This window comes from Stenotrophomonas sp. 115C5, from assembly GCF_056861055.1.
Genome location: NZ_JBSPUQ010000007.1, coordinates 161,018 through 185,385, shown reverse-complemented (window position 1 = coordinate 185,385; position 24,368 = coordinate 161,018). Strand labels below are relative to the sequence as shown.

General features: G+C 68.0%; 23 protein-coding genes. 7 read left to right on the top strand and 16 right to left on the bottom strand.

Translation table 11 applies throughout. The features are described from left to right. Nucleotides 1–5 precede the first annotated feature (5 nt). The gene (locus AC13FN_RS11275; protein WP_049434158.1) at nucleotides 6–1,160 is read right to left on the bottom strand and encodes a tetratricopeptide repeat protein; all 1,155 of its coding nucleotides are present in this window, start codon (nucleotides 1,158–1,160) and stop codon (nucleotides 6–8) included. A 228-nt stretch (nucleotides 1,161–1,388) separates the two neighbouring features. Here AC13FN_RS11275 and AC13FN_RS11270 point away from each other — a divergent pair, with 228 nt between their 5' ends. The 4 genes from AC13FN_RS11270 to AC13FN_RS11255 all read left to right on the top strand — a co-directional run bounded on the left by AC13FN_RS11270 (nucleotide 1,389) and on the right by AC13FN_RS11255 (nucleotide 4,254). Next, the gene (locus tag AC13FN_RS11270) at nucleotides 1,389–1,991 is read left to right on the top strand and encodes an HD domain-containing protein (protein WP_478415158.1); all 603 of its coding nucleotides are present in this window, start codon (nucleotides 1,389–1,391) and stop codon (nucleotides 1,989–1,991) included. A 50-nt stretch (nucleotides 1,992–2,041) separates the two neighbouring features. Continuing rightward, entirely contained in the window at nucleotides 2,042–2,215 is a 174-nt protein-coding gene (locus AC13FN_RS11265) for an oxidoreductase-like domain-containing protein (RefSeq protein ID WP_049411906.1), read from the top strand. Next, a complete protein-coding gene (locus AC13FN_RS11260; protein ID WP_478415157.1) occupies nucleotides 2,212–2,829 on the top strand; it encodes a DUF998 domain-containing protein in 618 nt (205 codons plus the stop codon). The genes AC13FN_RS11265 and AC13FN_RS11260 overlap by 4 nt, the downstream gene beginning before the upstream one ends. Before the next feature lie 78 nt (nucleotides 2,830–2,907). Further along, nucleotides 2,908–4,254 (top strand): AcvB/VirJ family lysyl-phosphatidylglycerol hydrolase, encoded by a 1,347-nt coding sequence (locus AC13FN_RS11255; protein ID WP_053092141.1) that lies wholly within the window; start codon nucleotides 2,908–2,910, stop codon nucleotides 4,252–4,254. An 81-nt stretch (nucleotides 4,255–4,335) separates the two neighbouring features. On the opposite strand, the gene mprF is transcribed toward AC13FN_RS11255, so the two are convergent. After that, a complete protein-coding gene (gene mprF / locus AC13FN_RS11250) occupies nucleotides 4,336–6,900 on the bottom strand; it encodes a bifunctional lysylphosphatidylglycerol flippase/synthetase MprF (protein WP_482984860.1) in 2,565 nt (854 codons plus the stop codon). Between the two features lie 192 nt (nucleotides 6,901–7,092). On the opposite strand from mprF, the gene AC13FN_RS11245 reads away from it, so the two are divergent. Then, nucleotides 7,093–7,440, top strand: coding sequence for a RidA family protein (locus tag AC13FN_RS11245; protein WP_005410556.1), 348 nt, complete (start codon nucleotides 7,093–7,095; stop codon nucleotides 7,438–7,440). A gap of 51 nt (nucleotides 7,441–7,491) precedes the next feature. On the opposite strand, the gene rnfB is transcribed toward AC13FN_RS11245, so the two are convergent. The 9 genes from rnfB to AC13FN_RS11200 form a co-directional block, all read right to left on the bottom strand. After that, a complete protein-coding gene (rnfB, locus tag AC13FN_RS11240) occupies nucleotides 7,492–7,905 on the bottom strand; it encodes an Rnf electron transport complex subunit RnfB (protein ID WP_053091869.1) in 414 nt (137 codons plus the stop codon). Between the two features lie 25 nt (nucleotides 7,906–7,930). Beyond that, on the bottom strand, nucleotides 7,931–8,521 hold the full coding sequence (locus AC13FN_RS11235; RefSeq protein WP_010482899.1) for an HAD family hydrolase: 591 nt from the start codon (nucleotides 8,519–8,521) through the stop codon (nucleotides 7,931–7,933). A 78-nt stretch (nucleotides 8,522–8,599) separates the two neighbouring features. Then, nucleotides 8,600–10,681, bottom strand: coding sequence for a methionine--tRNA ligase (metG, locus tag AC13FN_RS11230; RefSeq protein ID WP_478415156.1), 2,082 nt, complete (start codon nucleotides 10,679–10,681; stop codon nucleotides 8,600–8,602). A 103-nt stretch (nucleotides 10,682–10,784) separates the two neighbouring features. Beyond that, a complete protein-coding gene (locus AC13FN_RS11225; protein ID WP_049426799.1) occupies nucleotides 10,785–11,228 on the bottom strand; it encodes a DUF2147 domain-containing protein in 444 nt (147 codons plus the stop codon). 363 nt (nucleotides 11,229–11,591) lie between these two features. After that, the gene (gene gloA2 / locus AC13FN_RS11220; RefSeq protein WP_054172273.1) at nucleotides 11,592–11,996 is read right to left on the bottom strand and encodes an SMU1112c/YaeR family gloxylase I-like metalloprotein; all 405 of its coding nucleotides are present in this window, start codon (nucleotides 11,994–11,996) and stop codon (nucleotides 11,592–11,594) included. Next, nucleotides 11,993–13,063 (bottom strand): serine hydrolase domain-containing protein, encoded by a 1,071-nt coding sequence (locus AC13FN_RS11215; RefSeq protein ID WP_478415155.1) that lies wholly within the window; start codon nucleotides 13,061–13,063, stop codon nucleotides 11,993–11,995. The genes gloA2 and AC13FN_RS11215 overlap by 4 nt, the downstream gene beginning before the upstream one ends. Before the next feature lie 16 nt (nucleotides 13,064–13,079). Further along, the gene (locus tag AC13FN_RS11210) at nucleotides 13,080–15,020 is read right to left on the bottom strand and encodes a DUF885 domain-containing protein (RefSeq protein ID WP_217013921.1); all 1,941 of its coding nucleotides are present in this window, start codon (nucleotides 15,018–15,020) and stop codon (nucleotides 13,080–13,082) included. Nucleotides 15,021–15,115: 95 nt separating this feature from the next. After that, nucleotides 15,116–15,901 (bottom strand): queuosine precursor transporter, encoded by a 786-nt coding sequence (locus AC13FN_RS11205; RefSeq protein WP_049437362.1) that lies wholly within the window; start codon nucleotides 15,899–15,901, stop codon nucleotides 15,116–15,118. After that, nucleotides 15,898–16,581: a DUF502 domain-containing protein gene (locus tag AC13FN_RS11200; protein ID WP_054172268.1), complete on the bottom strand. Its 684-nt coding sequence runs from the start codon at nucleotides 16,579–16,581 to the stop codon at nucleotides 15,898–15,900. Before AC13FN_RS11200 ends, AC13FN_RS11205 begins: the two co-directional genes overlap by 4 nt. A gap of 76 nt (nucleotides 16,582–16,657) precedes the next feature. Here AC13FN_RS11200 and AC13FN_RS11195 point away from each other — a divergent pair, with 76 nt between their 5' ends. Further along, a complete protein-coding gene (locus AC13FN_RS11195) occupies nucleotides 16,658–17,974 on the top strand; it encodes a hypothetical protein (RefSeq protein WP_049437360.1) in 1,317 nt (438 codons plus the stop codon). A gap of 8 nt (nucleotides 17,975–17,982) precedes the next feature. Here the strand turns inward: AC13FN_RS11195 and AC13FN_RS11190 are convergent, their stop codons facing one another. From AC13FN_RS11190 to trxA, 5 genes are all read right to left on the bottom strand, one after another. Then, nucleotides 17,983–18,699: a hypothetical protein gene (locus tag AC13FN_RS11190; protein ID WP_049437358.1), complete on the bottom strand. Its 717-nt coding sequence runs from the start codon at nucleotides 18,697–18,699 to the stop codon at nucleotides 17,983–17,985. Between the two features lie 45 nt (nucleotides 18,700–18,744). Next, on the bottom strand, nucleotides 18,745–19,197 hold the full coding sequence (locus AC13FN_RS11185) for a DUF4442 domain-containing protein (RefSeq protein ID WP_010482929.1): 453 nt from the start codon (nucleotides 19,195–19,197) through the stop codon (nucleotides 18,745–18,747). Nucleotides 19,198–19,273: 76 nt separating this feature from the next. Next, nucleotides 19,274–20,899 carry a CHASE2 domain-containing protein gene (locus tag AC13FN_RS11180; RefSeq protein ID WP_197645842.1) on the bottom strand — a complete coding sequence of 542 codons (1,626 nt, stop codon included), beginning with the start codon at nucleotides 20,897–20,899 and terminating at the stop codon, nucleotides 19,274–19,276. Continuing rightward, nucleotides 20,896–22,596, bottom strand: a complete 1,701-nt coding sequence (locus AC13FN_RS11175) for a FecR family protein (RefSeq protein ID WP_329761047.1) — start codon at nucleotides 22,594–22,596, stop codon at nucleotides 20,896–20,898. Before AC13FN_RS11175 ends, AC13FN_RS11180 begins: the two co-directional genes overlap by 4 nt. Before the next feature lie 107 nt (nucleotides 22,597–22,703). After that, complete coding sequence (gene trxA / locus AC13FN_RS11170; RefSeq protein ID WP_049437354.1) at nucleotides 22,704–23,561, bottom strand: thioredoxin; 858 nt, start codon at nucleotides 23,559–23,561, stop codon at nucleotides 22,704–22,706. Nucleotides 23,562–23,686: 125 nt separating this feature from the next. Between trxA and AC13FN_RS11165 the strand changes: the two genes are divergently transcribed. Beyond that, the gene (locus AC13FN_RS11165; protein ID WP_043402710.1) at nucleotides 23,687–24,289 is read left to right on the top strand and encodes a DUF998 domain-containing protein; all 603 of its coding nucleotides are present in this window, start codon (nucleotides 23,687–23,689) and stop codon (nucleotides 24,287–24,289) included. The last annotated feature ends 79 nt before the right edge of the window (nucleotides 24,290–24,368 follow it).

Genomic DNA, 24,368 nt, shown 5'->3' with positions numbered 1-24,368 from the left:
CGCCTTCAGCGCCTGGCCTGCTGCTGCGCGCGCCAGCGGGCCAGGCTGTCCAGCTTGGCCTGGTAGCGCGCCTGCTCCGGCGCGCCCCCCAGTTCCTGTGCACGCAGCAGTTCGCGATCGGCGCGCTTGAGCTGGCCAGCCAGGAAATAGACCCGCGCCAGCCCGAAGTGGAACTGATGCGCGGTGTCATACAGGCGCACGGCCTGCCGGTAATAGCGGATCGCCTGGTCCAGCTGGCCGGCCCGTTCGGCCTTGGCGCCTAACATGTACTGCGCGAACGGGTCTTCGCGCTGCACCGACTTCAACCGGCGCTCAAGTGACTGCGCCTGCGCGGTCAAGCCCAGGCTGCGGAACAGCGCGGAGGCATTGGTCAGTGCGGCATCCTGGCGGCCGTCCAGCTGCAGCGATCGATCCAGCGCCTGCCGCGCCGCCTCGTTGTTGCCTTCGCGGTGGTCGAGCACGCCGAGGTTGTTCCACACCGGAGCGAATCCGCTGTCCTGAGCCAGGGACGCGTCGAAGAATGCACGGGCGCCGCCGAAGTCCCCGTCGGCGAGGCGCTCCGCACCCCGGTTGTTGTAGAAATGCGCCAATGCCCGCGCACGGCTGACGGGAACCGGCCCGCGGCGGTCATAGAGCACATTGCGATCCAGGTCGACGGTACCGAAGCGGCCGCCGACATCGACGCCGGCGTTGACGTGACCAACGCTGTAGACCACGCCCGCGTCCTGGTCCTGGTACCAGGACACCACCTGCCCCACTTCCTGCACGCGGGCCTGGATGCCCGCCTCCCGCGCAAGCGTTACGAACAGCAGGGTGAAGGCCAGGCAGTTGGCGCGGCGGTGCTGCCAGATATCGCTGACGGTGTAGGTCGCATTGGCGTCGTACTGCAGGTCCAGCCCGTGCTGGTCGAAGATCATCTCCACGAGCGCCTGCAGGCGCTGGTCGCGGGAGTAGCTGCGCTGGATCACCTGCTTCTGGAGCATCGCACGCAGGTCCGCGGGAATGGCGAACACTTCTTCCGGGGTCGGCACGCGTGCGGCCGACACGGTGATGGTCGGGGTCGTCACCACATCGGCGGGCGGTGCCTGGCCTGCGCCGAAGGCAGGAGCACAGAAGGCCAGCAGCGAAAGGGTGAGGCAATGGGCGGCAGAACGGTACATGACGGTTCCCGGCAGCGGCGGGCGCTCCCGCCTGTGGCGAGTGTATTCCCATGGATGTCCAGCTGCAGCGACCGTTGGTCGGCGCCGCGTTCATCCACAACCGATGTGGACCAGCGCGCGACAAAGCTGTGGACAACTGGCTCCGGGCCTCGCCTGGCAAGCGTTGTGAGTGCGTGGTGAAAAAACCGCCAGCTTGCCCGGCGCCGGCACAGGCGGGATGATCCGGGCATGGACTTCTCACCGCTGACGCTTGCCCCGGCGCAGTGGCAGGCGCTGCAGGACAGCTATGCCACGCCGCCACGCGCCTACCACCACTTCGGCCATGTGCGCGCGGTGCTGCAGCACTGCCAGGAAGTGGCCGATGGCCCCGGCTGGAAGCAGCCGGCCGAGATCTATCTGGCCGTGCTCTATCACGACGCGATCTACCAGGCGGGGCGCAAGGACAACGAGGCGCGTTCGGCGCAGCTGGCCCTGCAGGCGATCGCACAGGCGCCGGAGCTTGCCGGTGTCGACGCTGCTCGCGTGGAGCAGTTGATCCTGCTGACCGCCCGCCATGGCGCGCTGGGTCCGGAGGATGTGGATGCCGAGGCGGCGCTGTTCCTGGACTGCGACATGGCGATCCTGGCTGCACCGGAGCCGGTGTTCGCCGCCTATGACCGTGGCGTGGCCGAAGAATACAAGGGCGTGGTGCCCGGCTTCCTGTACCGTGCCGGCCGCCGCCGATTCCTGCAGGGCCTGCTGCGCGCACCGCGGATTTTCCTCAGTGAGTTCTTCCATCAGCGCCTGGACGCGGCCGCGCGTGACAACCTGCGTCGCCAACTGGCTGGTTGAGCTGGCCCGTTACACTGGTGGCCTGTTTCCAATGATTGTTGTTTCCGACCGTGTCCGTTCCTGATCCCGATCCCCGCCCGCTGCCACCAGAAGAGCCTGGTCCCAACGAGTGCTGCGGCAGTGGCTGCCCGCTGTGCGTGCTGGACCTGTATTCCGATGAGCTGCAGCGCTACCGCAAGGCACTGGCCGAGTGGAAGGCGCGGCATCCCGAGGCCGCACCATGAGCCGTGCGCGCCCGGCGGCGGCGCTGGCACTGGTGGCGCTGCTGCTGTTCGTGGCCACCGCGCTGTGGACCCAGGTCGCGCGCAGTGATCTGGACTGGGTGCGGGCGACCTTGAGCCTGTACCTGCACGGGCCGTGGGGGCTTGCATTGCGTGCTGCCTACTGCCTGCTGGCGCTGGCCATTGCCGCACTTGGCATTGCGCTGTATCGCGGCAGCATCGGCCCGCGGCGCAGTGCGGCCGCCCCCTTGCTGTTCACGGTTTCCGCGCTGGGCCTGGCGACGGTGGCGATCGGCGACAGCTGGCTGCCTGAAGCGACGCCGCTGCTGGCACCGTTCATCCATGGACTGGCAGCCAACACGGCGTTCCTGTGTGCCAGCGTCGGCATGCTGCTGCAGGCCTGGTACCTGCGCCGCGAACCGGGTTGGCAGTCCGCCGCGGGCCTGCTCTGGGGCTGGGCATGGCTGGCCTTCGTGCTGTTGTGGCTGCATGTGCTGTGGCGTGGTGGACCACCGCGTGGGCTGGGACAGAAAGTGGTGATCGCGGTGATCGTTGGCTGGCTGCTGTATCTGGCGATGGCCCTGTACCGTCGCAGCCGCCAGGCCGCGGCCCACTGAATCCCCAACGGCCTGCGCCGGTACGTGCCGTGCACGCGGCGGCGGCGTATCGTGTGCGCATTCCATCGGGGATGCGATATGAAGCGTGCAGGGCTGGGCAGGGCAATGGGTGTGGTACTGGCGCTGGCCGCGCTGCCGGCGACGGCGGCAGTGACCCCGCAGCAGTTCAGCCATGGGCGGTTCGAGCAGATTCCGGTGCACATGCCGGCCGGCACGCCGCAACGGGTGGTGATCTGGTTCCATGAACCCACGGCTGGCGGTGACACCAGCCGCCTGCCGATCGAGGCCCTGCGTGCCGATGGCGCGCTGGTCGCGGCAGTGGACATTGCGCACCTGCGCGGTGTGCTCAAGCGCGAGGGGGACCCGACCTGTTCGTTCGGTTCCGGTGACGTCGAGAATTTCTCACGCTGGTTGCAGGCCTCGCTGCATCTGCCCGGCTACCACCTGCCGCTGGTCGGCGGTGATGGCGAAGGTGCCGAGATGGCCTATTCGCTCGCGGCGCAGGCCGATACCCAGGTGTTCGCCGGTGTACTCACCACCGGCTTCTGCCCGGACCACAACCACCAGCGCATGGTCTGCGGCGATGGTGTGAAGCACAACAGGCTGCAGCCGGCCGAACTGAATTTTCCGTGGTTGAGCGCGGCAGGTGATCACGGCTGCAAGGTGGGCCAGGCCAACCAGTTCGTGCAGCAGGTCGCCATGGCGCGCGAGTTCAAGCGTACTGCGCGCGGTGATGCGTCACCGGGCCTGGTGGCTGCGGCACGGGTGATCGGCGCGCAGGCCGGCGTCAGCCTGGCACCCCCGCCTGCTGCACTGAAGGGCCTGCCGGTGGTGGAAATGCCGGCGACCGGCAACGGCGATACGCTGGCGGTGTTCGTCTCCGGCGACGGTGGCTGGGCTGGCCTGGACAAGAACGTGGCGTCGTCACTCAATGAGCATGGCGTGGCGGTAGTCGGCATCGATTCGCTGCGCTACTTCTGGAGCGAGCGCACACCGAAGGGCTTTGCGGGCGACCTGCAGAAGATCATCGACCACTACCGCCAGCAGTGGCACCGAGACAAGGTGATGCTGATTGGTTTCTCGCAGGGCGCCGACGTGCTGCCGGCCACGATCAACCAGCTCGACGCCGGTACCCGCGAGGCGCTGGAGCGCATCGTGCTGCTGTCGGTGGGCAGGAAGGCCGACTTCGAATTCCATGTCAGCAACTGGCTGGGCGGTGGCGGCGACGGCCTGCCGATCGCGCCGGAAGTGGCCAGGCTGCCGGCGGAGAAAACGCTGTGCGTGTACGGCGACAAGGATGAGGACGCACTGTGCCCGGACCTGCCGGCCAATGATGGCGTGAGAAAGGTGAAGCTGCCGGGCGATCACCATTTCGGGGGTGACTACGATCGCCTGGCTGAAGTGATCCTCAAGGGCGGCATGTAAACCGGAGCGCGTGCGAACCAACGGTTCGCACCCACCAGAACGAGCCGGGTAGCGTCGAGCCATGCCCGACGCATCGCGGCTTCAATTCCGCCGCGGATCCAGCGAGATCAGGCGCGTGGCATCCAGCAGCGCGGCCGGCAGATGCATGCCGCCGGGCGCCGCCAGATAGCGCGGCCGCCACTGCGGATCGAACTTCGACTTGAAGCGGCGCAGGCCACTGAAGCCATAGAAGCGTTCGCCATGCCGCGCCAGCAGGCCGGCCAGGCGGTTCCAGCGACCGGCCAGGCGATGCTGGGCCAGCCCGGACAGCGGCGCCATGCCCAGCGAGAAACGCGCATAACCCTGCGCGCGGCCCCACAGGAACAGTTCGATGAAGAGGAAGTCCATCGTGCCCTTCGGTGCTTCGTTGACGTGGCGCATCAGGTCGACCGACAGCTCGGCGCCGGCCGGTGCCTGCCACAGGTTGGCGAACGCCACGATCTGGCCTTCGGCCTCGACCAGCGCTACCGGGAAGCGCACCAGGTAATCCGGGTCGTAGCTGCCCAGCGAGAAGCCCTTCTCATCGCCGGCCTTGTCTTCCAGCCATGCATTGGAAATTGCGTGCAGGCGCGGCAGCAGGCTGGGAATCTCCTCCACCGGTGCCACGCGGAAGGACAGGCCGCCGCGCTTGCCCCGGTTCCAGGCCTGGCGCAGGTCTGCACGTTCGCGACCTTCCAGGCCGAAGTCGTGCAGAGGCACCATCGCTTCTTCGCCCAGTTTGACCAGGCCCAGGCCCAGGTCGAGATAGGTCTGCCAGTACGTCTCGCCGACCTGGTAGAAGACCGGACGCAGGCCAAGCCGGTCGGCTTCTTCGCGGAAGCGCCAGATCAGTGCACGGGCGACGCCCGGCGGGCCGACTGGATCGCCCATTGCGATCAGCGAGCCACCATAGCGCTGCATCATCACGAAGCCCAGCCTGGCGTCGTCACGCAGCACTGCCTTGTCGGCGGTCAGTACCAGACAGGCCTGGGTGTCCGTAGCACCCGCCAGCACCGGTGCCAGCGATTGCAGCGTGGCTTCGTCGGCGGCCGGCAGTGGGCTGCGCGTGCTATGCAGCAGCCGCGCCAGGCCGAACATCACCAGCGCGATGGCCACCACCAGCAACGCGCGCAGCGCGCGTGGTGCGTTGCCCGACACCGCGAACTGCCACCACAACTCGTTCTGGTATTCGACATGACTGTAGGTGAAGAACAGCAGCCAGGTGACCGCCACCAGCACCAGGCCGAGGTTGCGCAGCCACGGCCACGACCAGGCTTCGTCCAGCAGCGCGCCCTGGCGGTAGAACTCGCGACGTGCGGCCCACAGTGCCATCGCCACCAGCACCGCCGAGAGGGCGATCAACAGTTGGCCACCACGCAGCCACAGCGGCAGCGGGGTGATCACGCACACCGCCATCGCCAGCATCCACGCGGCGTGGCTGCGCCGGGCGAGGCCCTGGCCGATCAGCAGCAGGGCGACGCCGCTGAGACTGCCGATCAGGTGCGAGGTTTCGAGGATCGGCAGCGAGGCGTTGACCAGATGACGGCGCGGCGTCGGCAGCGTGCCGTCGATGACCAGCGCGGCGCCGATGCTGAACACCGCCAGTGCGATGATCTGCGGCAGCCACGGGCGCAGCGCGTTCCAGCCGGCACGGGTTGCCCCGGCGCTGGCCTGCAGCGGCTGACGCAGGGCGGGCGCAAGGGCGAGCAGGGTGGCCAGCACCAGCGGCAGCACGTAGTAGGTGACGCGGTAGATCAGCGCTGCCGCCAGCACCGCTGCCGGTGCCACCTGCGGCAACAGCTTCAGCAGGCTCCACTCGAACACACCCAGGCCTGCGGGCACGGTGGAGACCAGGCCGGCCAGCACTGCCACCAGGTAGAGGCCGACGAAGCCCGGAAGGCCGGTCGGCGTGGAGTCCGGCAGCAGCACGTAGAACGCGGCACTGGCCAGCACCAGCTCGATGACGCTGAGTACGGTGACACCGATCATGGTGCGGCGGTCGGGCAGCCACAAGGCGTGACCGAACACGCTGAACTGCCGTCCATCGCGGCCGACCAGCAGCACGGTGCCGAGATAGGCGAGCAGGGCGACGATGCCGACGATGCGCACGGCATCGGGATTCAAGGGCAATGCCAACGCTGCCGCCGCCGGTTCCATGCACAGGGCCACGCTGATCAACAGCCATGCACCGAATACGAAACCGAGCGTGCTCATCAGCACCACCTGGCCAATCTGCGCCAGGTCCAGGCCGGCGCTGCGGTAGCCGCGCAGGCGCACCGCGCCACCGGTCAACGCGGCAAAGCCCACGGTCTGGCCCAGCGTGTGCGCAAGGAAAGCGGTGATGCCGACGCGCGCGGGGTGCACGCGGATGCCGCTGCGACGCAGGCCGATGGCATCGAAGCCGATCAGGCAGGCGTAACTGGCCAGGCCGAGTACCACGGTGAGCGCGATCTGCGTGCCGCTGAGCTGCCGGAACGCCTGGCGGATCGCACGATAGCCGTGCTCGTCGAACTCATTGGCCAGGCCGTGCAGGGCCAGGGCGAGGATCAGCAGCGGGATGACGATGGTGGCAACCCGCTTCCAGGTTGGCGTGGAAGGGGCAGTGGTGGAATCGACGGGGGCGGTCATCGGCGCAAGGGTGCGGCAGGAGGGGCGAGGGCGGTGTCAACGCGGGCGTGGCGCATCGTGCGCCTGTCATCGTCATTTGACCAGTGGGGCCGTCGGAGCCCGGTAGTGACGTGTCGCGGAGGGTACCCGTGCACCCACCGTCGACCGGTTTGGAGGACAATGCAGGCCTGATCAACCGCAGGAGCCACGCCCATGATGGAGCGTTACGACGTCGGACCGCGCATGTCCGAAATGACCGTATACAACAAGGTCGCCTACCTCTCCGGCCAGATTCCGGAAGACACCAGCCAGGACATCACCGGCCAGACCCGGCAGGTGCTGGCGGAGATCGACAAGCTGCTGGCGCTGGTCGCCAGTGACCGCCAGCACGTGCTGCGCGCCGAAGTGTTCCTGGCCGACATGGCCGACTTCGACGGCATGAACAAGGCGTGGGACGAGTGGGTGGTTGAAGGCGCGACCCCGGCACGTGCCACAGTCGAGGCCAAGCTGGCCCACGCTGACTGGAAGGTCGAGATCGTGGTGACGGCAGCAGTACCGTAACGATTGAATGGGGTCAGATCCTTTTCGCTCAGGAAAGGGGATCTGACCCCGTTACAGCGGCACCAGCTCGATGCAGTCCACCGGGCATGGCGGGATGCACAGCTCGCAGCCGGTGCACAGATCGGCGATTACCGTGTGCATGTACTTGGCGCCGCCGACGATGGCGTCCACCGGGCAGGCCTGGATGCACTTGGTACAGCCGATGCAGTCGGCTTCCACGATCAACGCCACCTGCGGCGCCTTGTGCTCGCCGCGCGATCGATCGAAGGGAATGGCAGGTACTCCGAGCACCTGCGCCAGTGCGCGCGCACCGGTATCTCCGCCCGGCGGGCAGTGGTCCACGCCTGCTTCGCCGCGAGCCATGGCCTGCGCGTACGGGCGGCAGCCGTCGTAGCCGCATTGCCCGCATTGGGTCTGCGGCAGCAGGCGGTCGAGGCGTTCGGTCAGGGGCGGGATCAGGCTCATGCGTGGCGAAGGCTGCGCGTTGGGGTCATTTCAGGGGTTTGCCACGGAACCAGCGCTCGTGGGCCAGCGCCAGCATCGGCTTGTCTTCGGAACTGTCACCGTAGGCATGGATGCGCACGTAGCGCGACAGGTCGAACTGGCGACGGATGTGCTCGACCTTGCGCGGGCCACAGTCGCCACCGGCATAACGGCCTGTGAGGCGGCCGTCCTGGCTTTCCAGCCGGTTGCAGATCAACTGCAGGCCCAGCTGTTCGCACCATGGCCGCAGGTACAGGTCCAGCGAGCCGGACACGATCACCACGGTGTGCTGCTGTTCCTTGTGCCAGCGGATCTGCTCCAGCATTTCCGGGCGCACCACGTCGGGCAGGAACTCACGCGAGAAGCCGGCGGCCAGCGTGGCGATGTCATCGCTGTGGCGGTCGCTGAAGGTCAAACGGGTGACGCGCGCGCGGATGCGCTCGGCCGAGATCAGTTTCAGCTTGTACGCGGCCAGCCAGGGACCAATCTTCCACCACGCCTGTGCCAGCTGTTCGGCGGTGGCCACGCGGCGCAGGAAACGGCCGTAGGTATCGCAGGTGGTCACGGTGTGGTCGAAGTCGAACAGCGCCAGTTCCATTCCGTTGCCTCCCATCGCGTTGCCTCCGGTGGCCGGTGCTGCCGGCGGGCGTGGCCGCAACCACGCCCGCTGCGGGCATCAGCGGACCGGCATGCCCGGCTGTGCGCCGCTGTCAGCGTCCAGCAGCGCCAGTGCGCCGCCGTCGAAACCGGCCGACAGGATCATGCCTTCGCTCAGGCCGAAGCGCATCTTGCGCGGGGCCAGGTTGGCGATGAACACCACGCTGCGGCCAACCAGCGTTTCCGGCTCGCCGTAGCTGCCGCGGATGCCGGAGAAGATCTGGCGCTTGCCCAGCTCGCCGGCGTCCAGTTCGAAGCGCAGCAGCTTGTCCGAACCTTCCACGAACTCGCAGACCAGCACCTTGCCGATGCGCAGGTCGAGCTTGGCGAAATCGTCGATGCCGATGTAGGCCGGGGCGTCGGCGCTCTTTGCGTCGTCCTTGGCCGGGGCCGAGGCGGCCGGCTTGACCGCTTCGGTCTTGGCGGCGGGGGCGGCGGCAGCGGCCGGCTGCAGGGTGTCCTTGGAGGCATCGATCATGGCGTCAATCTTCTTCGGGTCGATACGGGTGAACAGCGGGGTGTAGTCGGTGATGCGGTGGCCCAGCAGCGGCTGCGCCAGTTCGGTCCAGTCGTTGACCGGCGCGGCCAGGAAGGCCTCGGCCTGCGCGGCGGTGGCCGGCAGCACCGGCTTCAATGCGGTGACCAGCACGCGGAACAGGTTCAGGCCCTGGCTGCACACGGCCTGCAGCTGCGCGTCGGCGCCTTCCTGCTTGGCGATGACCCACGGCTTGACGTCGTCGATGTAGCGGTTGGCTTCGTCGGCCAGGGTCATGGTCAGGCGGATCGCCGCGGCTGGGTCGTTGCGCTCGTAGGCCTCACGGATCGGCGCCAGGCCGTCGACGAAGCGCTGGTACTGCGCGGCATCAGGCAGCTGCGCGGCCAGCTGGCCGTCGAAGCGCTTGCTGATGAAGCCGGCGCAGCGGCTGGCCAGGTTGACGAACTTGCCGACCAGGTCGGCGTTGACGCGGGCGATGAAGTCACCCAGGTTCAGGTCGAGATCGTCGACGCCACCGCCGGACTTGGCGGCGTAGTAGTAGCGCAGCGCTTCCGGTTCCAGCCCAGCGTCGAGGAAGGTGCGGGCCATCACGAAGGTGCCGCGCGACTTGCTCATCTTGGCGCCGTCCACGGTCAGGTAGCCGTTGACGTGCAGGCGGGTCGGCGCGCGGTGGCCGGTACCGTGCAGCACCGCCGGCCAGAACAGGCCGTGGAAGTTGACGATGTCCTTGCCGATGAAGTGGTGCAGCTCGGTGCCGGTACCGGCGCGCAGGTGCGCTTCGAAGTCTTCGCCGAGCTTGCCGCACAGGGTCTGGAAGCTGGACAGGTAGCCGATCGGCGCGTCCAGCCAGACGTAGAAGTACTTGCCCGGCTGGCCGGGAATCTGGAAACCGAAGTACGGTGCATCGCGCGAGATGTCCCACGCGCGCAGGCCACCTTCGGCATTGAGCCACTCACCGAGCTTGGCCTTCACGCCCGGCAGGGCGACGTCGCCGGCCAGCCATTCGCGCAGGAACGCGTCGAAGTGGCCCACCTCGAAGAAGAAGTGCTCCGAATCGCGCATTTCCGGCGTGGCACCGGAGATCACCGAACGCGGTTCCTTCAGGTCGGTCGGCGCATAGGTGGCGCCGCAGACTTCGCAGTTGTCGCCGTACTGGTCGGGGCTGCCGCAGTTCGGGCAGATGCCCTTGACGTAGCGGTCGGGCAGGAACATGCCCTTGGCCGGGTCGTAGAACTGCGCCACCGAACGGCGGCTGATGTGGCCGGCCGCTTCCAGCTTCAGGTAGAACTGCTCGGTCAGCGCCTTGTTGGCCGCCGAATTGGTCGAGTCGTAGTGGTCGAAGGCCACGCCGAAGGCGGCGAAGTCACGTTCGTGGCTGGCCTGGATGTTGGCGATGAAGGTTTCCGGGGTGACCCCGGCCTTCTCCGCGGCCAGCATGATCGGCGTGCCGTGGGTGTCGTCGGCGCAGACGAACCAGGCCTTGCCGCCGCTCATTCGCCGTGCACGCACCCAGATGTCGGCCTGGATGTAGCCGACCAGGTGGCCCAGGTGCAGCGGGCCGTTGGCGTAGGGCAGGGCGGTGGTGACGAGCGCGGTACGGGTCATGGTCGCGGGGTGAAGCCGAGGGGAACCGCAGAGTATCGCATGCCCGCAACGAGGTGACCCGGCCGGGGCCGGGTCACGGGGGTGAAGCGGGGGGGCGGGGCGCTTACTCGCGCTGCCAGGTCTGCGCGCGGCAGATGAAGGCGATGCAGCCGGACACGTCAAGCCTGGTGCCGCCGGGCTGCAGTTCCATCTTCGACTTGTAGGTCTTGCCATTGGCCGGATCGAGGATGGTGCCGCCGGACCACTTGTTGGCGCCGTCGGCCTTGAGGTTCCAGAGGATGGTCATGCCCTTCACGGGCTTGTTCTTGTTGGCGCCTTCACAGCCGTCGCAGACCGGGTTCGGGCCCTTGTCCGAGTGCAGGATGTCGACCACCTTGCCGGTCAGCGTGCCGTTGGCGGCCTGGGTGATCTCGACGATCGACTTCACCTTGCCGGTCTTGTCGTCGATGGTCTTCCAGCGGCCGGCGGCGCCATCGGCGGCCTGCGCCGAGAGCGCGGCCAGGCACAGCGGCAGTGCCAGCAGCAGGGTCTTGAAGGTCTTGCGCATGGTCCCCTCCCAGGGTTCATTCCGGCACGGTGCCGGTACGGGTCGACTGTATACCCATTCGGCGGGGTATGGGGAAGGGGGGGCGTTGCAGGGCTGCGCCCTGCACCTGCAGAGGCAACGGCAACAGCAACGGCGGGATTCCGTGGGATGGCGGGGCGGGCCCGTTTGCGGGGGGGCTGCAAGTACGTCCCTGTAAGCTCGGTCGCCGCATCCATGCGGCTCACGCCCCCGCAAACGGACCCGCCCCGCCTTCGACAGAGTCCTGCGATCTGCCGGAATGGAACGGCCTGCTCTTGGTGGGTGTCGACCTTGGTCGACACGTAGATCCATGCCATGCATGGATGAATCTCGATTGAAAAACGCTCAACCGACTTCGTACAGCTCCAGCGGCAGGCCATCCGGATCGGCGAAGAAGGTGAAACGGCGGCCGGTGTACTCGTCCACGCGGATCGGTTCGCAGGCGACGCCATACGCGGCCAGGCGCTGGATGAAGGGTTCCAGTGCAGCCACCCGGAACGCGAGGTGGCGCAGGCCCTGGGCTTCGGGGCGGCTGGGGCGCGGTGGTGGTGAGGGGAAGGAGAACAGTTCCAGCTGGCCGCCGTCGGGCAGGGCCAGGTCCAGCTTCCAGGAGTCGCGCGCGGCGCGATGGTTCTCGGCCAGCACGCGCAGGCCGAGGATGCGCACGTAGAAGTCCTTCGAGCGTGCGTAGTCGCTGCAGATCAGCGCAGCGTGGTGGATGCCCAGCAGGGCGTCGGAACCGGGGGTCATTGCAGGGTGTCCAGCCAGCGCTGGACGATCTTCTGCGCCAGCGGATAGGGTTCGGGATCGTTGCGGTTGGTCAACACGATCACGGTCAGATGCTTTTCCGGGTGGCGCACGATCACGTTGCGGAAGCCGATGCTCTCGCCGCTGTGCCATTGCACCTGGCCGTTCAGGCGCCAGCCGAAACCGTAATGCGGCACGTCCGGTTCCGATGTGGTCGTGGCCGGGCTGAACATCGCCCGGCGCGAGGCCTTCGACAGCAGGCGGTCGTCGTACAGCGACGCATCCCAGCGGGCGAGGTCGTCCAGCGAGGAATAGATCCCGCCGTCTCCCAGTACGGCGCTGGTGGTGCTCTGGTCGGTGCGCTGCCAGCGGCCATCGATCCGGCTGTAGCCATAGGCGCGTGCGACGACCGTGTCCACGCCGTCCTGGTGGGCCACGGTATGCGCCATGCCCAGTGGGCGGAAGATGCGCTGCTGCAGGAACGTGGCGAAATCCTGGCCGGAAGCACGGCCGACGATCAGTGCCAACAGCGCGTAGCCGCTGTTGCTGTAGCGGTACTGCGTGCCGGGTGCGAAATTCAGGCGGTCCTCGTGCGACAGGAGGGTCAGCACGTCGGCGTCGTGCACCTGCCGAGTGTCAGCCGGATTCATCAGGTCTTCGTAGTCGAGCAGGCCGCTGGTATGCGACAGGAGCTGGCGCAGGGTGATGGCCGCCGCTGCCGGCGGCAGCTCGGGCAGCCACTGGCGGGCGGGCTGCTCCAGCCCGAGCCGGCCGTCTTCCACCAGCAGCAGCACTGCCGCAGCGGTGAACTGCTTGCTGACCGAGGCCAGCCGGAAGTTGCTGGCCGCGGTGACCGCAGTACCGTCTTCCACTACCGCCAGGCCGTAGCCGCGGCGGAATACCGGTTGCCCGTCGTGCAGTACCAGTACCGCAGCGCCGGGTACCTGACCGTCGTAGGCCTGCATCAGGCCGTCGACGCCCGCATCTGGTGGGGTCAGCACCGGTGCGGCGGAGCCCGCCACTGGCATCAGGCCCAGCACGACGGCGAGCAGGGCGACGGCAGGGCGCATGGCGGCTCCGGAAGGGTCAGGGTGAAGGGGCAGGTGTGGTGCTGGCGGGCTGCGCCATCCAGCGTTCCATCTTGCGGTCCAGCACGTCCAGCGGCATCGAGCCGTCCTTCAGCAGTTCGGCGTGGAAGCGGCGCAGGTCGAAGGCGGCGCCCTGGCGTGCCTTGGCCTTGTCGCGCAGGGCGACAATGGTGGTCAGGCCGGCCACGTTGGACAGCGCCTGGCCGGGCTGGGCCATGATCCGCTCGACTTCGGCGTTGGCGTCGTCATTGCTCATGTCCACGGTCTTCTGCAGGTAGGCCACGGCCTGCTGCTTGCTCCAGCCCTGGGCGTTCACGCCGGTGTCGGCCACCACGCGGGCAGCGCGCAGCAGGCGCGAATACAGGTAGCCGATGCGGTCGTAGGGATCGGTGTAGATGCCGAGGTTCTCACCCAGCGTTTCGGCATACAGCCCCCAGCCTTCGACGAAGGCGAGGTCGCCACCGAGGCGGCGGAAGCGCGGCAGCTTGGCCAGCTCCTGCTGCAGGCCCAGCTGCACATGGTGGCCGGGGATTGCTTCATGCAGGTACTGCACCGGCACGTTCCAGCGCTTGCGGCTGGGCAGGTCGCGGGTGTTTACGTACAGCACGCCCGGTTGCCCGGCCGCAGACGGCTGGTAGGCCGCTGCTGCAGCGGTCAGCGCACGCTCCGGTTCCACTGCGCGCACGTCCAGCGTGGACTTGGGCAGGGTATCGAGCACCTGCGGCAGGCGTGCGTTGACCTGCTGCTGCACCTGGCGGTAGCGGTTGATCAATGCGTTGGCGTCACCGTACTGGAACTGGCGATCGTTGCGCATGCTGCGCAACAGCTTGGACGGCGTGCCACGCAGCTTGGCATCCTTCATCACGGTGGCGATCTGCGCCTGCAGTTCTTGCACGCGCTGTTCGCCCAGTGCGTGCAGCTGCGCGGCGGTCTGGTCGCTGGCCGTGGTCTGCACGATCAGGTTGGCGTACCAGGCCTGGCCATCGGGCAGTGCGCCCAGGCCGCTGCTGGTGCGCGTGGCCGGCAGGTATTCGGTGGCGATGAAACCGCGCAGGGCGCGATAGGCTGGCATGATGCGCAGCTCGATCATGCGCTTGTACTCGGCGCTGATGCGCGCCTTGTCCTCGGCCGCGATGGTGTTGGGCATGGTGCGGATCGGCGACCAGAAGATGCTCTCTTCAGCAGTCGGCTTGATGACCGCATCCAGCTGCGGCAGCACCTTCTCCATCAGGTCGCGCGGCTGCACCACGCCGGCCTTCATGCCCTGGCGCATGTTGTCGATGGCCTGGTCGAACAGCTCGGGAATGCCCAGCGAGCGACGCGACCAGGTGTCGTAGTCCTGCACGGTGTTGAACGGCTGTGCGCCGGCGCCCGCGCCGAGGATCGCCATGATGCTGCCGACGTTGTAGTACTGGCTGATCGGCATCATCCAGCTCGGATAGCGTTCGGCGGCCAGCGAGGCGCGCGCATCGCGCACGAAGATCTCGTAGCTGAGCAGGTCCTGGCCCTGCAGGCCGTCGCTGCCGAGTTTCTCGACCTTGCCCAGCCACTCGGTGGTGAAGTCGTGCGATTGCTGGCGCCACGCGGCGGACAGGATGTTGGGCAGCTGGTCGTTGTAGCGGGCCTCGCCCTGGAAGGTTGCCTGCAGCGGATTCAACCGCATCGAGGCATCCCAGTATTCGTCGTACAGGCGCTCCAGCTGCACCTGCTTGGGCACGGCCCGGGCCGCTGCGGCCGGACGCGGCGCGGCGCGGCGCGCCGAACTGCCACGGGCCGGCGCGGTGGCGCGGGCGGGCCGGGCCTTGGGCTTGGCGGCCTGGCGGGTCTGCGCGGCGGCAGGGCGGCTGGCCTTCTTTTTCGCTGCTTCGGCCGACGGTACGGCGCTGAACAGGAACAACGCGGCAATGGCGGCGGCCAGGACGCGGGGGGAATACGGCATCAAGAAGCTTCCGTGGAACACAGACCGTGGAGCTTGCACGATCCGCGCGCGTACGGCCAGCGTGAAGGCCCAGTCAGCGTTCCGCTGCTGGGGCTTCAGTCAGCCGCAGCTGCAGCCCGCAACGATGCGGCCCGCTCGGCACCCAGGTAGCGGGTGATGGCACGCCGCATCAGGTACAGCAACGGAATCAGTGCGATCGCAAAACCCATCTTGTAGATGTAGTTGACGCTGCTGACCGCCAGGAACAGCGAGGTCGGCCAGTGTTGCGGGCCCAGCACGAAGGCGATCCAGATCACCACGAAGCTGTCCACCACCTGCGAGATCGCGGTCGATCCGGTCGCACGCAGCCACACGTGGCGCTCACCGGTCGCCTGGCGGATGCGATGGAACACGGCCACGTCGATCAGCTGGCCGAGCAGGAAGGCCACCAGCGAACCGGCGATGGTCCACATGCCCTGGCCGAACACGGCTGCGAACGCGGCCTGGTAATCGGGCACGCCGTGGCCATCCATCGACGTGACCCACCAGCTGGCCGGCGCCAGTGAAATGGCGGCGAAGGCGAACAGGAAGCCGTAGCCGATCAGCACCACCGCCAGCCACGAGATGAAGCGCACGCCGCGCTTGCCGAAGAACTCGTTGATGGTGTCGGTCATGATGAACACCACCGGCCACAGCAGGGTGCCGGCGGTGAAGCTGAGCGAGCCGGTCTGGCCGAACAGGTTCCAGTTCAGTGGAGCGATGCCGAGGGTGTCTTCCAGCGCGAAGATCTTCACCCCGATCAGCTCGGCCAGCACCGCATTGCCGCAGAAGAACGCGGCCAGCACGATGAACAGCAGGACCGCGCGGTCCTGCAGCGGGCGCTCGATCGGCGCCGGGGTCATTCGGTGCGTTCGCCGGCGCGGGTGAATGGCACGCTGGACGGCGCCACGGCACCGCCGGAAATGATGAAGCTCATGGCCTGGTCGACGGTCCAGTCGGTCGGGGTCAGCAGTTCCACCGGCACGATTTCCAGGTAGCCCGAGGTCGGGTTCGGCGTGGTCGGCACGTACACCGCGGCCAGCTCACGGTCGGTGCCGTGTTCCTTGATCACGCGGGTGACCAGCCCGACCGATTTCATGTCGCGATGCGGGAAGTCGATCAGCACCACGCGCTGGGTGCTGCCCGGCTCGGTCTGCAGCATGTCCAGCAGCTTCTTGGCACTGTCGTAGATGATGCTGGCCAGGGGGATGCGCTTGATGACCGCGCCGACCCAGCGCAGCAGGCGCTGGCCAAGCACGCGGCGACTGGCCACGCCCACCGCCAGGATCACCAGCAGGGTGGCCAGCAGGGCGATGGTGTCCTGGATCCACTCGGCGCGGACCCAGCCCAGATAGTGCGGGAAGCTGGTTGCGATCTGTTCGGACAGCGGCACCACCAGCGGGCTGGAAATGCCCGACAGCAGCACGAACACGAACTTGACCACGACCCAGGTCAGCCAGATCGGCAGCAGGGTGAGCAGGCCGGTCAGGAACAGGCGCTGCAGGGAGGGGCGGGGGACCAGGGCGGGGGCTTCGAGCGACATGCGCGCATTGTAGCGGTCACTGCAGGTCGATTACGCTGGGAAATCGACTGCGGCAACGGCACATGGAAGGGAAGCTGTGTTGAAGATTCTGCGCGGACTGGGCTGGACCCTGGCAGGCCTGCTGGTGCTGGCCATCGTGGTGTGGTGCGCCTCGCGCATGTGGCCGGTACCCGAATCGCGGCTGCAGGCGCAGCAGCGACTGGAAGCACGCCTGCCGGCGACCGGGCACAACGGTTATGCCTTGTTGTGGACGCTGCCATTCGACGACCTGGATGCCCAGCAGCGCGAGCAGGCGCTGGCCGAGGATGTACGGCGCTGGGAGGCCGACCCACACGGTGGAGGCGGCGGCCGGACACACCTGGTGGCCAACCATGCCGAGCTGCACTCGCGGCCCGGTGCCAGTTGCGGGCCGGCCGCCAGCGGCTGCCTCGCCCAGGTCCGCGCGGACCCGCAACGCTTCGTGGAGGCCCACGCCGGCCACCAGCAGTTGCATGCGCGGCTGGATCAGCTGGCCGAAGCGGACTACTTCATGTCGCCGTTTCCGCCGAAGGGCGAGGGCATTCTGGTCCCGTTGCCGGCCTATGGCGTGGTGATGGACGCCACCAGTGCACGCGCGCTGGCGTACGTGCAGGGCGATATCGACGGTGCTCTGCGTGGCGCCTGCCGTGGCCTGCAGCTGGGCCGGCGGCTGGTGCCCGGCAGCAGTTATCTGGTCGAGAGCATCATCGGTGCCAGCCTGGTGCAGGCCAATGCCCAGCTGCTGGCCGACATGCTGGTCGAACTGCCTGCCGGCCATCCGTTGCCCGCGGTATGCGAACAGGCCATGCAGCCGCTGCGGGCCGAGGAACAGAGCCTGTGCCGTGCCATGCAAGGCGAGTATGCGATGAGCCGGGCGGCGATCGAGTCTTCGGCCCAGGAATTTGGCGGCGTCCTGGTACTGGATCGGAGCAGCACGTTGGCGCGCGCGGCCGGCAATCTTGGCTGGGCCTGTGGTGCAGCCGCGATGGCGGCGCTGGAGGCTGATCGGCCGCTGCCGGTACAGGCGCCGCCGCAGCGGGATTTCGGTTGCCTGTCCAATGTGATGGGGTGCGTGCTGACCGAGATCGCCGCGCCGGTCTATCCCGCGTATTCGTCACGGTCCCAGGATGCGGCGGCAATGCTGCGCCTGCTGGGCGCACAGCGCTGGTTGCGGCAGCAGGCGGAAGATCCGGCTGAGGCGCTGCAGCGGTTGCCGGCGCAGTTCCGCTCGCCGGTGCGGTCGCCGCAGCTGTCCGCCGATGGCCGCCATCTGCAGGTGCCGCGTCGTTCGCCGCCGCGTGGCAACGCTGAGAGCCCGTGGTTGTCCGTACCGCTGGTGGCTGGCGCCGGCGCAACCGCCGCTGCCCGCGACTGAGCTGTGGCTCAGTCGGTGCCGGCCTGCGGATCGAATGCCCAGCCATCGCCGACCGTCTGCAGCGTCCAGCGACGGGTGCCGTGCAGTGGCTGCCAGCGCACGCTGTCCTTGTCGTTCTCGATGCTGCCTTCGGCGCGCCTTACCTTGCGCGTGGAGAAGTTCACGCTCAGCGATTCGGTCTTTCCGGAATTGCGCATCACCGAATCCTGGTCGTAGCCGATCAGCGCGAACGCGCCGTCCTGCCAGCGGAAAGTGAAGGCGGTGGTACCCATCGACCAGCTTCCGGCGCTGGCGAATGAAAACAGCGCGACCTTCAACGTGCCACGCTGGATGCTGACACCCCCTTCTTCAAGCGGATCGCTCATCACCGGGTTCTCCGGGCGCGGAATCAGCTGATGGTCCTGCACCGCCAGCACATAGCCGGTTGGCCGTGACCATGCCACGGCGAGAATGCGCGGGTTGCTGTCATGCGGCGAGGGGCCGAAGCCATCGTGTTCGATGACGTTGCGCGGGTCCTGCTGGCGCAGTACCAGGACCAGATCAGCGCGGCCATCCTGGTCGAGATCGCCTTCGATGCTGGATTCAAGCGTCCAGCCGTTGGGCACGAAGCCGGCGGCAGTGGCAGCCTGTGCCGGCAGCGTCGGGTACTGCACCGGCGGCAGGTCCAGCGCATGGGCCGCGCACGGCAGGGTGCTCAGCAGTGCAGCAAGGGTGTACGGGCGCATCGGGGCCTCCATGGCAGAGGCCAGAGGATAGCGTCCCAGCGATGATCAGCGTGCGTGTGGCTTCAGGCGCAGATAGACCTGCTTGCGGACCTGGGCGACCACCTCGCCGCTCTCATCGATCACGTCGTTGCTGAACCAGCGCAGCACCTTCTCGCCACTGGCCGCTTCCGCGCGCAGTTCGTCCAGCAGCGCGTCGTCGATGCGGAACGACGTCCGCACGATGCCACGGCCCGGCTTGAGGAAGTCGATGGCGCCGGCGCGGTCCCACACGTAGTAGTCGCGGCCGAGGATGTGCAGCAGGCCGAGCATCCAGAACGGATCGGTCATCGCGAACAGGCTGCCACCGAAGTGGGTACCGACGTAGTTGCGGTTCCATGGTCGCAGGCGCAGTTCGACATCGATCTGCCGGTAGTCCGGCGTGATGCGGGTGACGTGGATGCCGGTGAACAGGAACGGCGGCCAGAGATTGATGCCGAAGCGGAACAGGCGGGCGTTCATGCGGGTCCGGGGGCGCAGGGCGAGGTGTCCAGTCTAACCATTCGCATGCGTATGTTGCACCCCCGGGCGGCGAGGGTCATGCCTCGCCGTCGATCACATACCCGTCGCGGCCGTTGGCCTTGGCCTGGTACAACGCGGTGTCGGCGCCCTCGACGAAATGGTGCGGTTGCAGCGTGCCGTCGGGTACGCGGGTGAACACGCCGATGGTGAGGGTGACGCCTGCTTCGCTGCCGTCACCGGGCGCCGGTAGTGCACGCACGCAGGCGATCAGGTCCTCGATGACCTGGCGTGCGCCTTCGGCCGGGGTATCCGGCAGCACCAGTGCGAACTCATCGCCACCGTAGCGCGCGGCCATGTCGCGTGGACGTCGCGCATGTGCACCGATCAGGCGGGCGACATCGCGCAGCACGCGGTCACCGACCTGATGCCCGTGGCGGTCGTTGTGGCGCTTGAAATGGTCAACGTCGATCAGCGCGAGGCTCAGGGATTTGCCACTGCGTCGCGCGGCATCGCATTCCTGTTGCAGCGACTGCTCGAAGCGCAGGCGATTGCCGAGACCGGTCAGCGCATCGCGATTGGCCAGGCGGTGCCAGGCCGAGACCCGCCAGGTCGCCCAGGCCAGCAGCACCAGCAGGATGCCCAGCATTGCGCTGGCCGGTGCCCACCACAGGTCGCCGGCGCGCAACAGCAACCAGCTCAGCAGCGGTGGAAGCGGCAGCGAGCACAGCGCAGCAAGCCATGGCAGGCGCAGGCCGAGCAGGATCACGCACAGCGCCACCAGCACGCCGCTGATGGCGTGCTGCCAGAGGCGGGGCAGCAGATCGATCTGCTTGTGCTGCAGCAGCATCGACGCGATGTTGGCCTGGTACTCACTGCCGCTCATCCAGAACTCGCGGGTGGTCGGGGTCAGCAGCCGCGGTGCGATGCCGCTGGCGGTCATGCCTACCACGATGCGGCGGCCATGCAGCATCGCCATGTCCACGTGACCATCCAGCACGTCGGCATAGGACACCTGTGGCAGGCGCTCGGGCGGCCCGGCATAGCGCACGCGCACGTAGTCGTTGCGCCGCCATTGGTAGGGCGAACCGATCTCCGGATCAGGGTCGGGCAGGCCGTGCACCGCGCCCGGCGGTAGGGCGGCCAGCGCCAGGCCCAGTGCCGGCCAGTGAGCCTGGCCGATGCCCGCATGCAGATACACACCGCGTGCGACGCCATCGCCATCCACTTCCACGTCGGTATGGCCGATCGCCGCGGCACTGGCCGCGATCTGCGGAATCGGCAGCATTTCCTCGGCCATGCGGTCGCCGGCGGCGGGCGCCGCGAGCACCGGCAGCACCACCCGGCCATTGCGTCGGATCGCTGCGGCCAGTTCATCGTCCTGGCGGCTGTCGCGTCGATCAGGTTCGGACAGCATCAGGTCCAGTGCGACGCGCTCGGCACCGGCGTCGGTCAGCCGGTCCAGCAGGCGGGCATGGATCGAGCGGGGCCAGGGCCATTGGCCGATGCGCTGCAGGCTGCCCTCGTCGATGGCCACGATCAGCACGCTGGGGTCGGGGCGGTAGTCCCAGTTGCCGACCATGGCGTCATAGGCGGCTTCGTCCTGCCGCCACAGCCATTGGCCCTGGCTGGCGATCACCGTCAGCACGCCGGCCAGCAGTGCCAGCAGGATCCGCTTCGACCACGGCAGCGGCGAGCGCCTCATAACAACAGCAACAGCAGCAGGGCGCCACCACCGGCGCCGTAGCACAGGCGGCAGGGCAGCTTGATCTGCTGGGCCGGTGAGTACTCGCCCGCATGACCGTCGTCGTCGATGTACTGCACACGCACATGCAGGGTGCCGCTCCACGGCCGCTTGAAGCTGACCTGCGGCTCGCTCACGGTCTGGTCGACCAGGGGCGTCCTGAAATCGCCACGACGGTCCACCTGCACCCTGTAGCGCTGGCCTTCGCTGCCGGCCTGCCAGCGCAGGGTCAGCTCGCCATGCGCGGCTTCAGGCGGCTGCAGGGCAGGGTCGACCGGTTCATTGCTCAGTTGCAGGGGCAGGGCCTGGCCGTAACGGCCCTGGTGGCCGTTGCCATCGCGCGACGCCACCCGCCAGAAGTACTCGCCGGGCGGCAGCGGCTGCGCCAGGCGCAGGTCGGTGCCTTGGGTGCTCTGTTCCTGCAGCGGCTGCACGAAGCTCGGCTCGGCGGCGATCTGCAGCACGCTGCTGCGCGCGCCCGGCGCCTGGCTCCAACGGAAGCGCGGGCGGTCGCTGTTGACGGTCTGCCCATGCAGGGGGGTCACGGTGAGCGGCGGCGGGGGCTGGTCGCTGAGTTCGAAATCGGCGCTGGCGTCGAGGCCTTCCACGCCCTGCGCATCCACGGCGCGCAACAGGATGCGCAACTGGCCGGGGGGCAGGTCACCGATCGCCAGCCGGGTGTCGGCAGTGGTGGCGGCAAACAGCAGGATTTCCGGCGTCGCTGCCTGCACCACTTCAACGCGGTAGCGCGCGGCGCCGTCGACAGGGTCCCACGCGAGCAGGGTCGGCAGGGGCGCCAGGCGCACATCGTCGCTGCGCAGCTGCGGCGCTGGAAGAAGGGCGGAGACAGCGTCCGGTGCGGCATCGGCGCTGATGCTGCGGCTGGCCTGCCCAGGCTGGACCAGGCGTTTGCCGTGGGTGTTGCCGACCTGCACCTTGCCCTGCAGTACCTCGGTGGCAGCTACGTGGCCGGTGTCACCGGCGCTGACCCGGAATACGGTACCGCGCACGCTGCTGGTCGCCGTAGGTGCGTCGATGATGTAGCGGGAGGCCGGGCCACGGGCAGGTGTCACCCGGTTGCTGGCGCGGCCCTGCTGCAGGCGCAGACGGGTATCGACCATGCCGGTGTGGCCGTAGCGGCTCAGCTGGTCCAGGCGCAGCCGGGAATACTCGCGCAGCTGCAGGCGCGAGGCGTCGGCGAATTCAAGCGTGACGCTGGAGTCGCCTTCGGTCTGCACGGTGTCACCGATGCGAAGTTGTTCCCCGGCGAGTATCGCGCGCGTGGCGCTGCCATCGGCGCCGGACAATTCGACCTTGCCGCGCACCGACAGCACGCGGGCAGGTGCCGGTTCGATGCGCAGCCAGCTGATCGGGAAGCGCAGCAGCTGGCCCGGCGGCAGCTGGTAGGGGTTGTCGATGCGGTTGTGCTGTTGCAGCTGCTGCCAGCGCACCGAGGGCTTGAGGTACAGGCCTCCCAGATCCCACAGGGTATCGCCGGGACGGACCCGGTAGTTCCAGTCCTGGGCGGCGGCGATGGCCGGCAGGAAGAGAAGAGCGCAGAGCAGCGCGCCCTGGAAGCGCATGGCGAACGACAGCGAGCGGACGAAGGTCACAGTTTGCAATCCCGGCAATGCGGGGGCGCAGCTGCAAGACCCCATGGCCCCGACCTCATCCCCCCGAACGGATCGTGGCGGCCGTACGGCCGCCATCCCGCGCATTATTGCCCGCGTTCAGTGCAGGGATTCTGAACGAACCCGGCTCCCGTTCAGAACAGCAGGGAAGCCATCCGGCGACGGTACTGGCCGACCAGGTCCTCGTCGGAGATCACATTGAAGGCGTCGATCAGGGCCTTGCGCGGCAGTCCGTCCTCGAATGTGCGGTCGATCCGCAGCATTTCCAGGAACTGGGCCAGCGCGGCTTCGTCGTGGCCACCGAGCAGCAGCTGTACGCCGCGCAGGTGGCGCGCCTTGAGGTCCTTGCCATCGGCAGCGATGCGGGCGTCCAGCACTTCAGCCGCCGGGGCGTCCTTCAGGGCCGAGGCGAAGGCCAGCCGGGCGCGTGCACGCACGGCCCGGTCGTCGGTGGACAGGTTGGCGGGCAGGCCGTCAATCAGCAGGCTGGCTTCATCGACGCCACCGATCTGCAGCAGGGCCAACGCCAGGTCGAGCTTCAGCTCGTCCTTGTCCGGCTCGGCGGCGATCTGCGCGCGCAGCACGTCCACCTGCGCCTGCGGGTCCAGCGGGGCTTCGTCTTCGGCGACGGCGTCGCCGATGTCGGCCGGCACGATGCCGTGCTGGGCCAGGAATTCACGCAGCTGGCCTTCCGGAATGGCACCCGGGAAGCCGTCCACCAGCTGGCCGCCCTTGACCAGGAACACGGTCGGCACCGAGCGGATCTGGAAGGCGGCCGCGATCTGCTGTTCCTTGTCGACATCGACCTTGGCCAGCTCGAAGGCGCCGTTGTATTCGGCGGCCAGCTTTTCCAGCATCGGCCCCAGGGTCTTGCACGGCCCGCACCAGGTGGCCCAGAAGTCGACCAGTACCGGCGTCTGCAGCGACTTCTGCAGGACTTCGGCCTCGAAGGTCGCAGTGGTGGCGTCGAATACGTAGGTCGTCTCGGTCATGGGGGGAAGCATCGTTTGGCGTCTGGAGACCGATTCTATGGTGACGATCGATGCCGGTCTCAACCCGGGTTGTAGTAAATGCCTGACAATGCAGCCTTCCTGTCGCTGTTCTTTCCGGAGCCTGCATGTCGTCCCTGTCCCCGTTGCTGCGCCTGTCCGGCCTGGTCGCCGCGCTGCTGTTCGTGCTGGCGGTGCTCGGTTTCGGCGCTGGCCTGGACGGCTACGCGCAGGCCCGCCACCCGGTAGCACTGCTGGGGGCACAGGGGGTGCCGCATGCGCTGGCCTTCAATCTGCTGGGCTTCGTGCTGCCAGGGCTGCTGGCGGTGGTTGTGGCCGAGTGCCTGCGCCGCGGGCTGCCGGCAACCGCCGGCTGGGCGCCGCGGGTGGGTAGCCAGATGCTGCTGCTGGCCGGGTTGGCGTTCGCAGCGATGGGGCTGCTGCCGCTGGATGTGGACGACCTGCACGGGCCAGCCAGCCAGCTGCATGCCAGCGCCTGGATGATCTGGGTGCTGGGTTTTGTCGCCGGGACCCTGTTGCTGGGCACGTCGCAGGTGCGCCAGGGGCATGGCCGCGCGCTGGGCGCAGTGGCGCTCGCCTGTGGCGTGCTGGCCGCGCTGGCGGCGTTTGCCCTTCAGGGCGTGCTGCCGGCGCCACTGGCACAACGGCTTGCGTTCGCCTGCTGGGCGGGCTGGCTGGCCCTGGCCCTGCCGTTGTCGCGGCCGCGCTGAGACTGGCTCCGCGCGCAATCGGCGCCGGCGGTCGACGGGCAGGATTGGAGCCATTTGCCGCACTGCGGTACGCTGTACC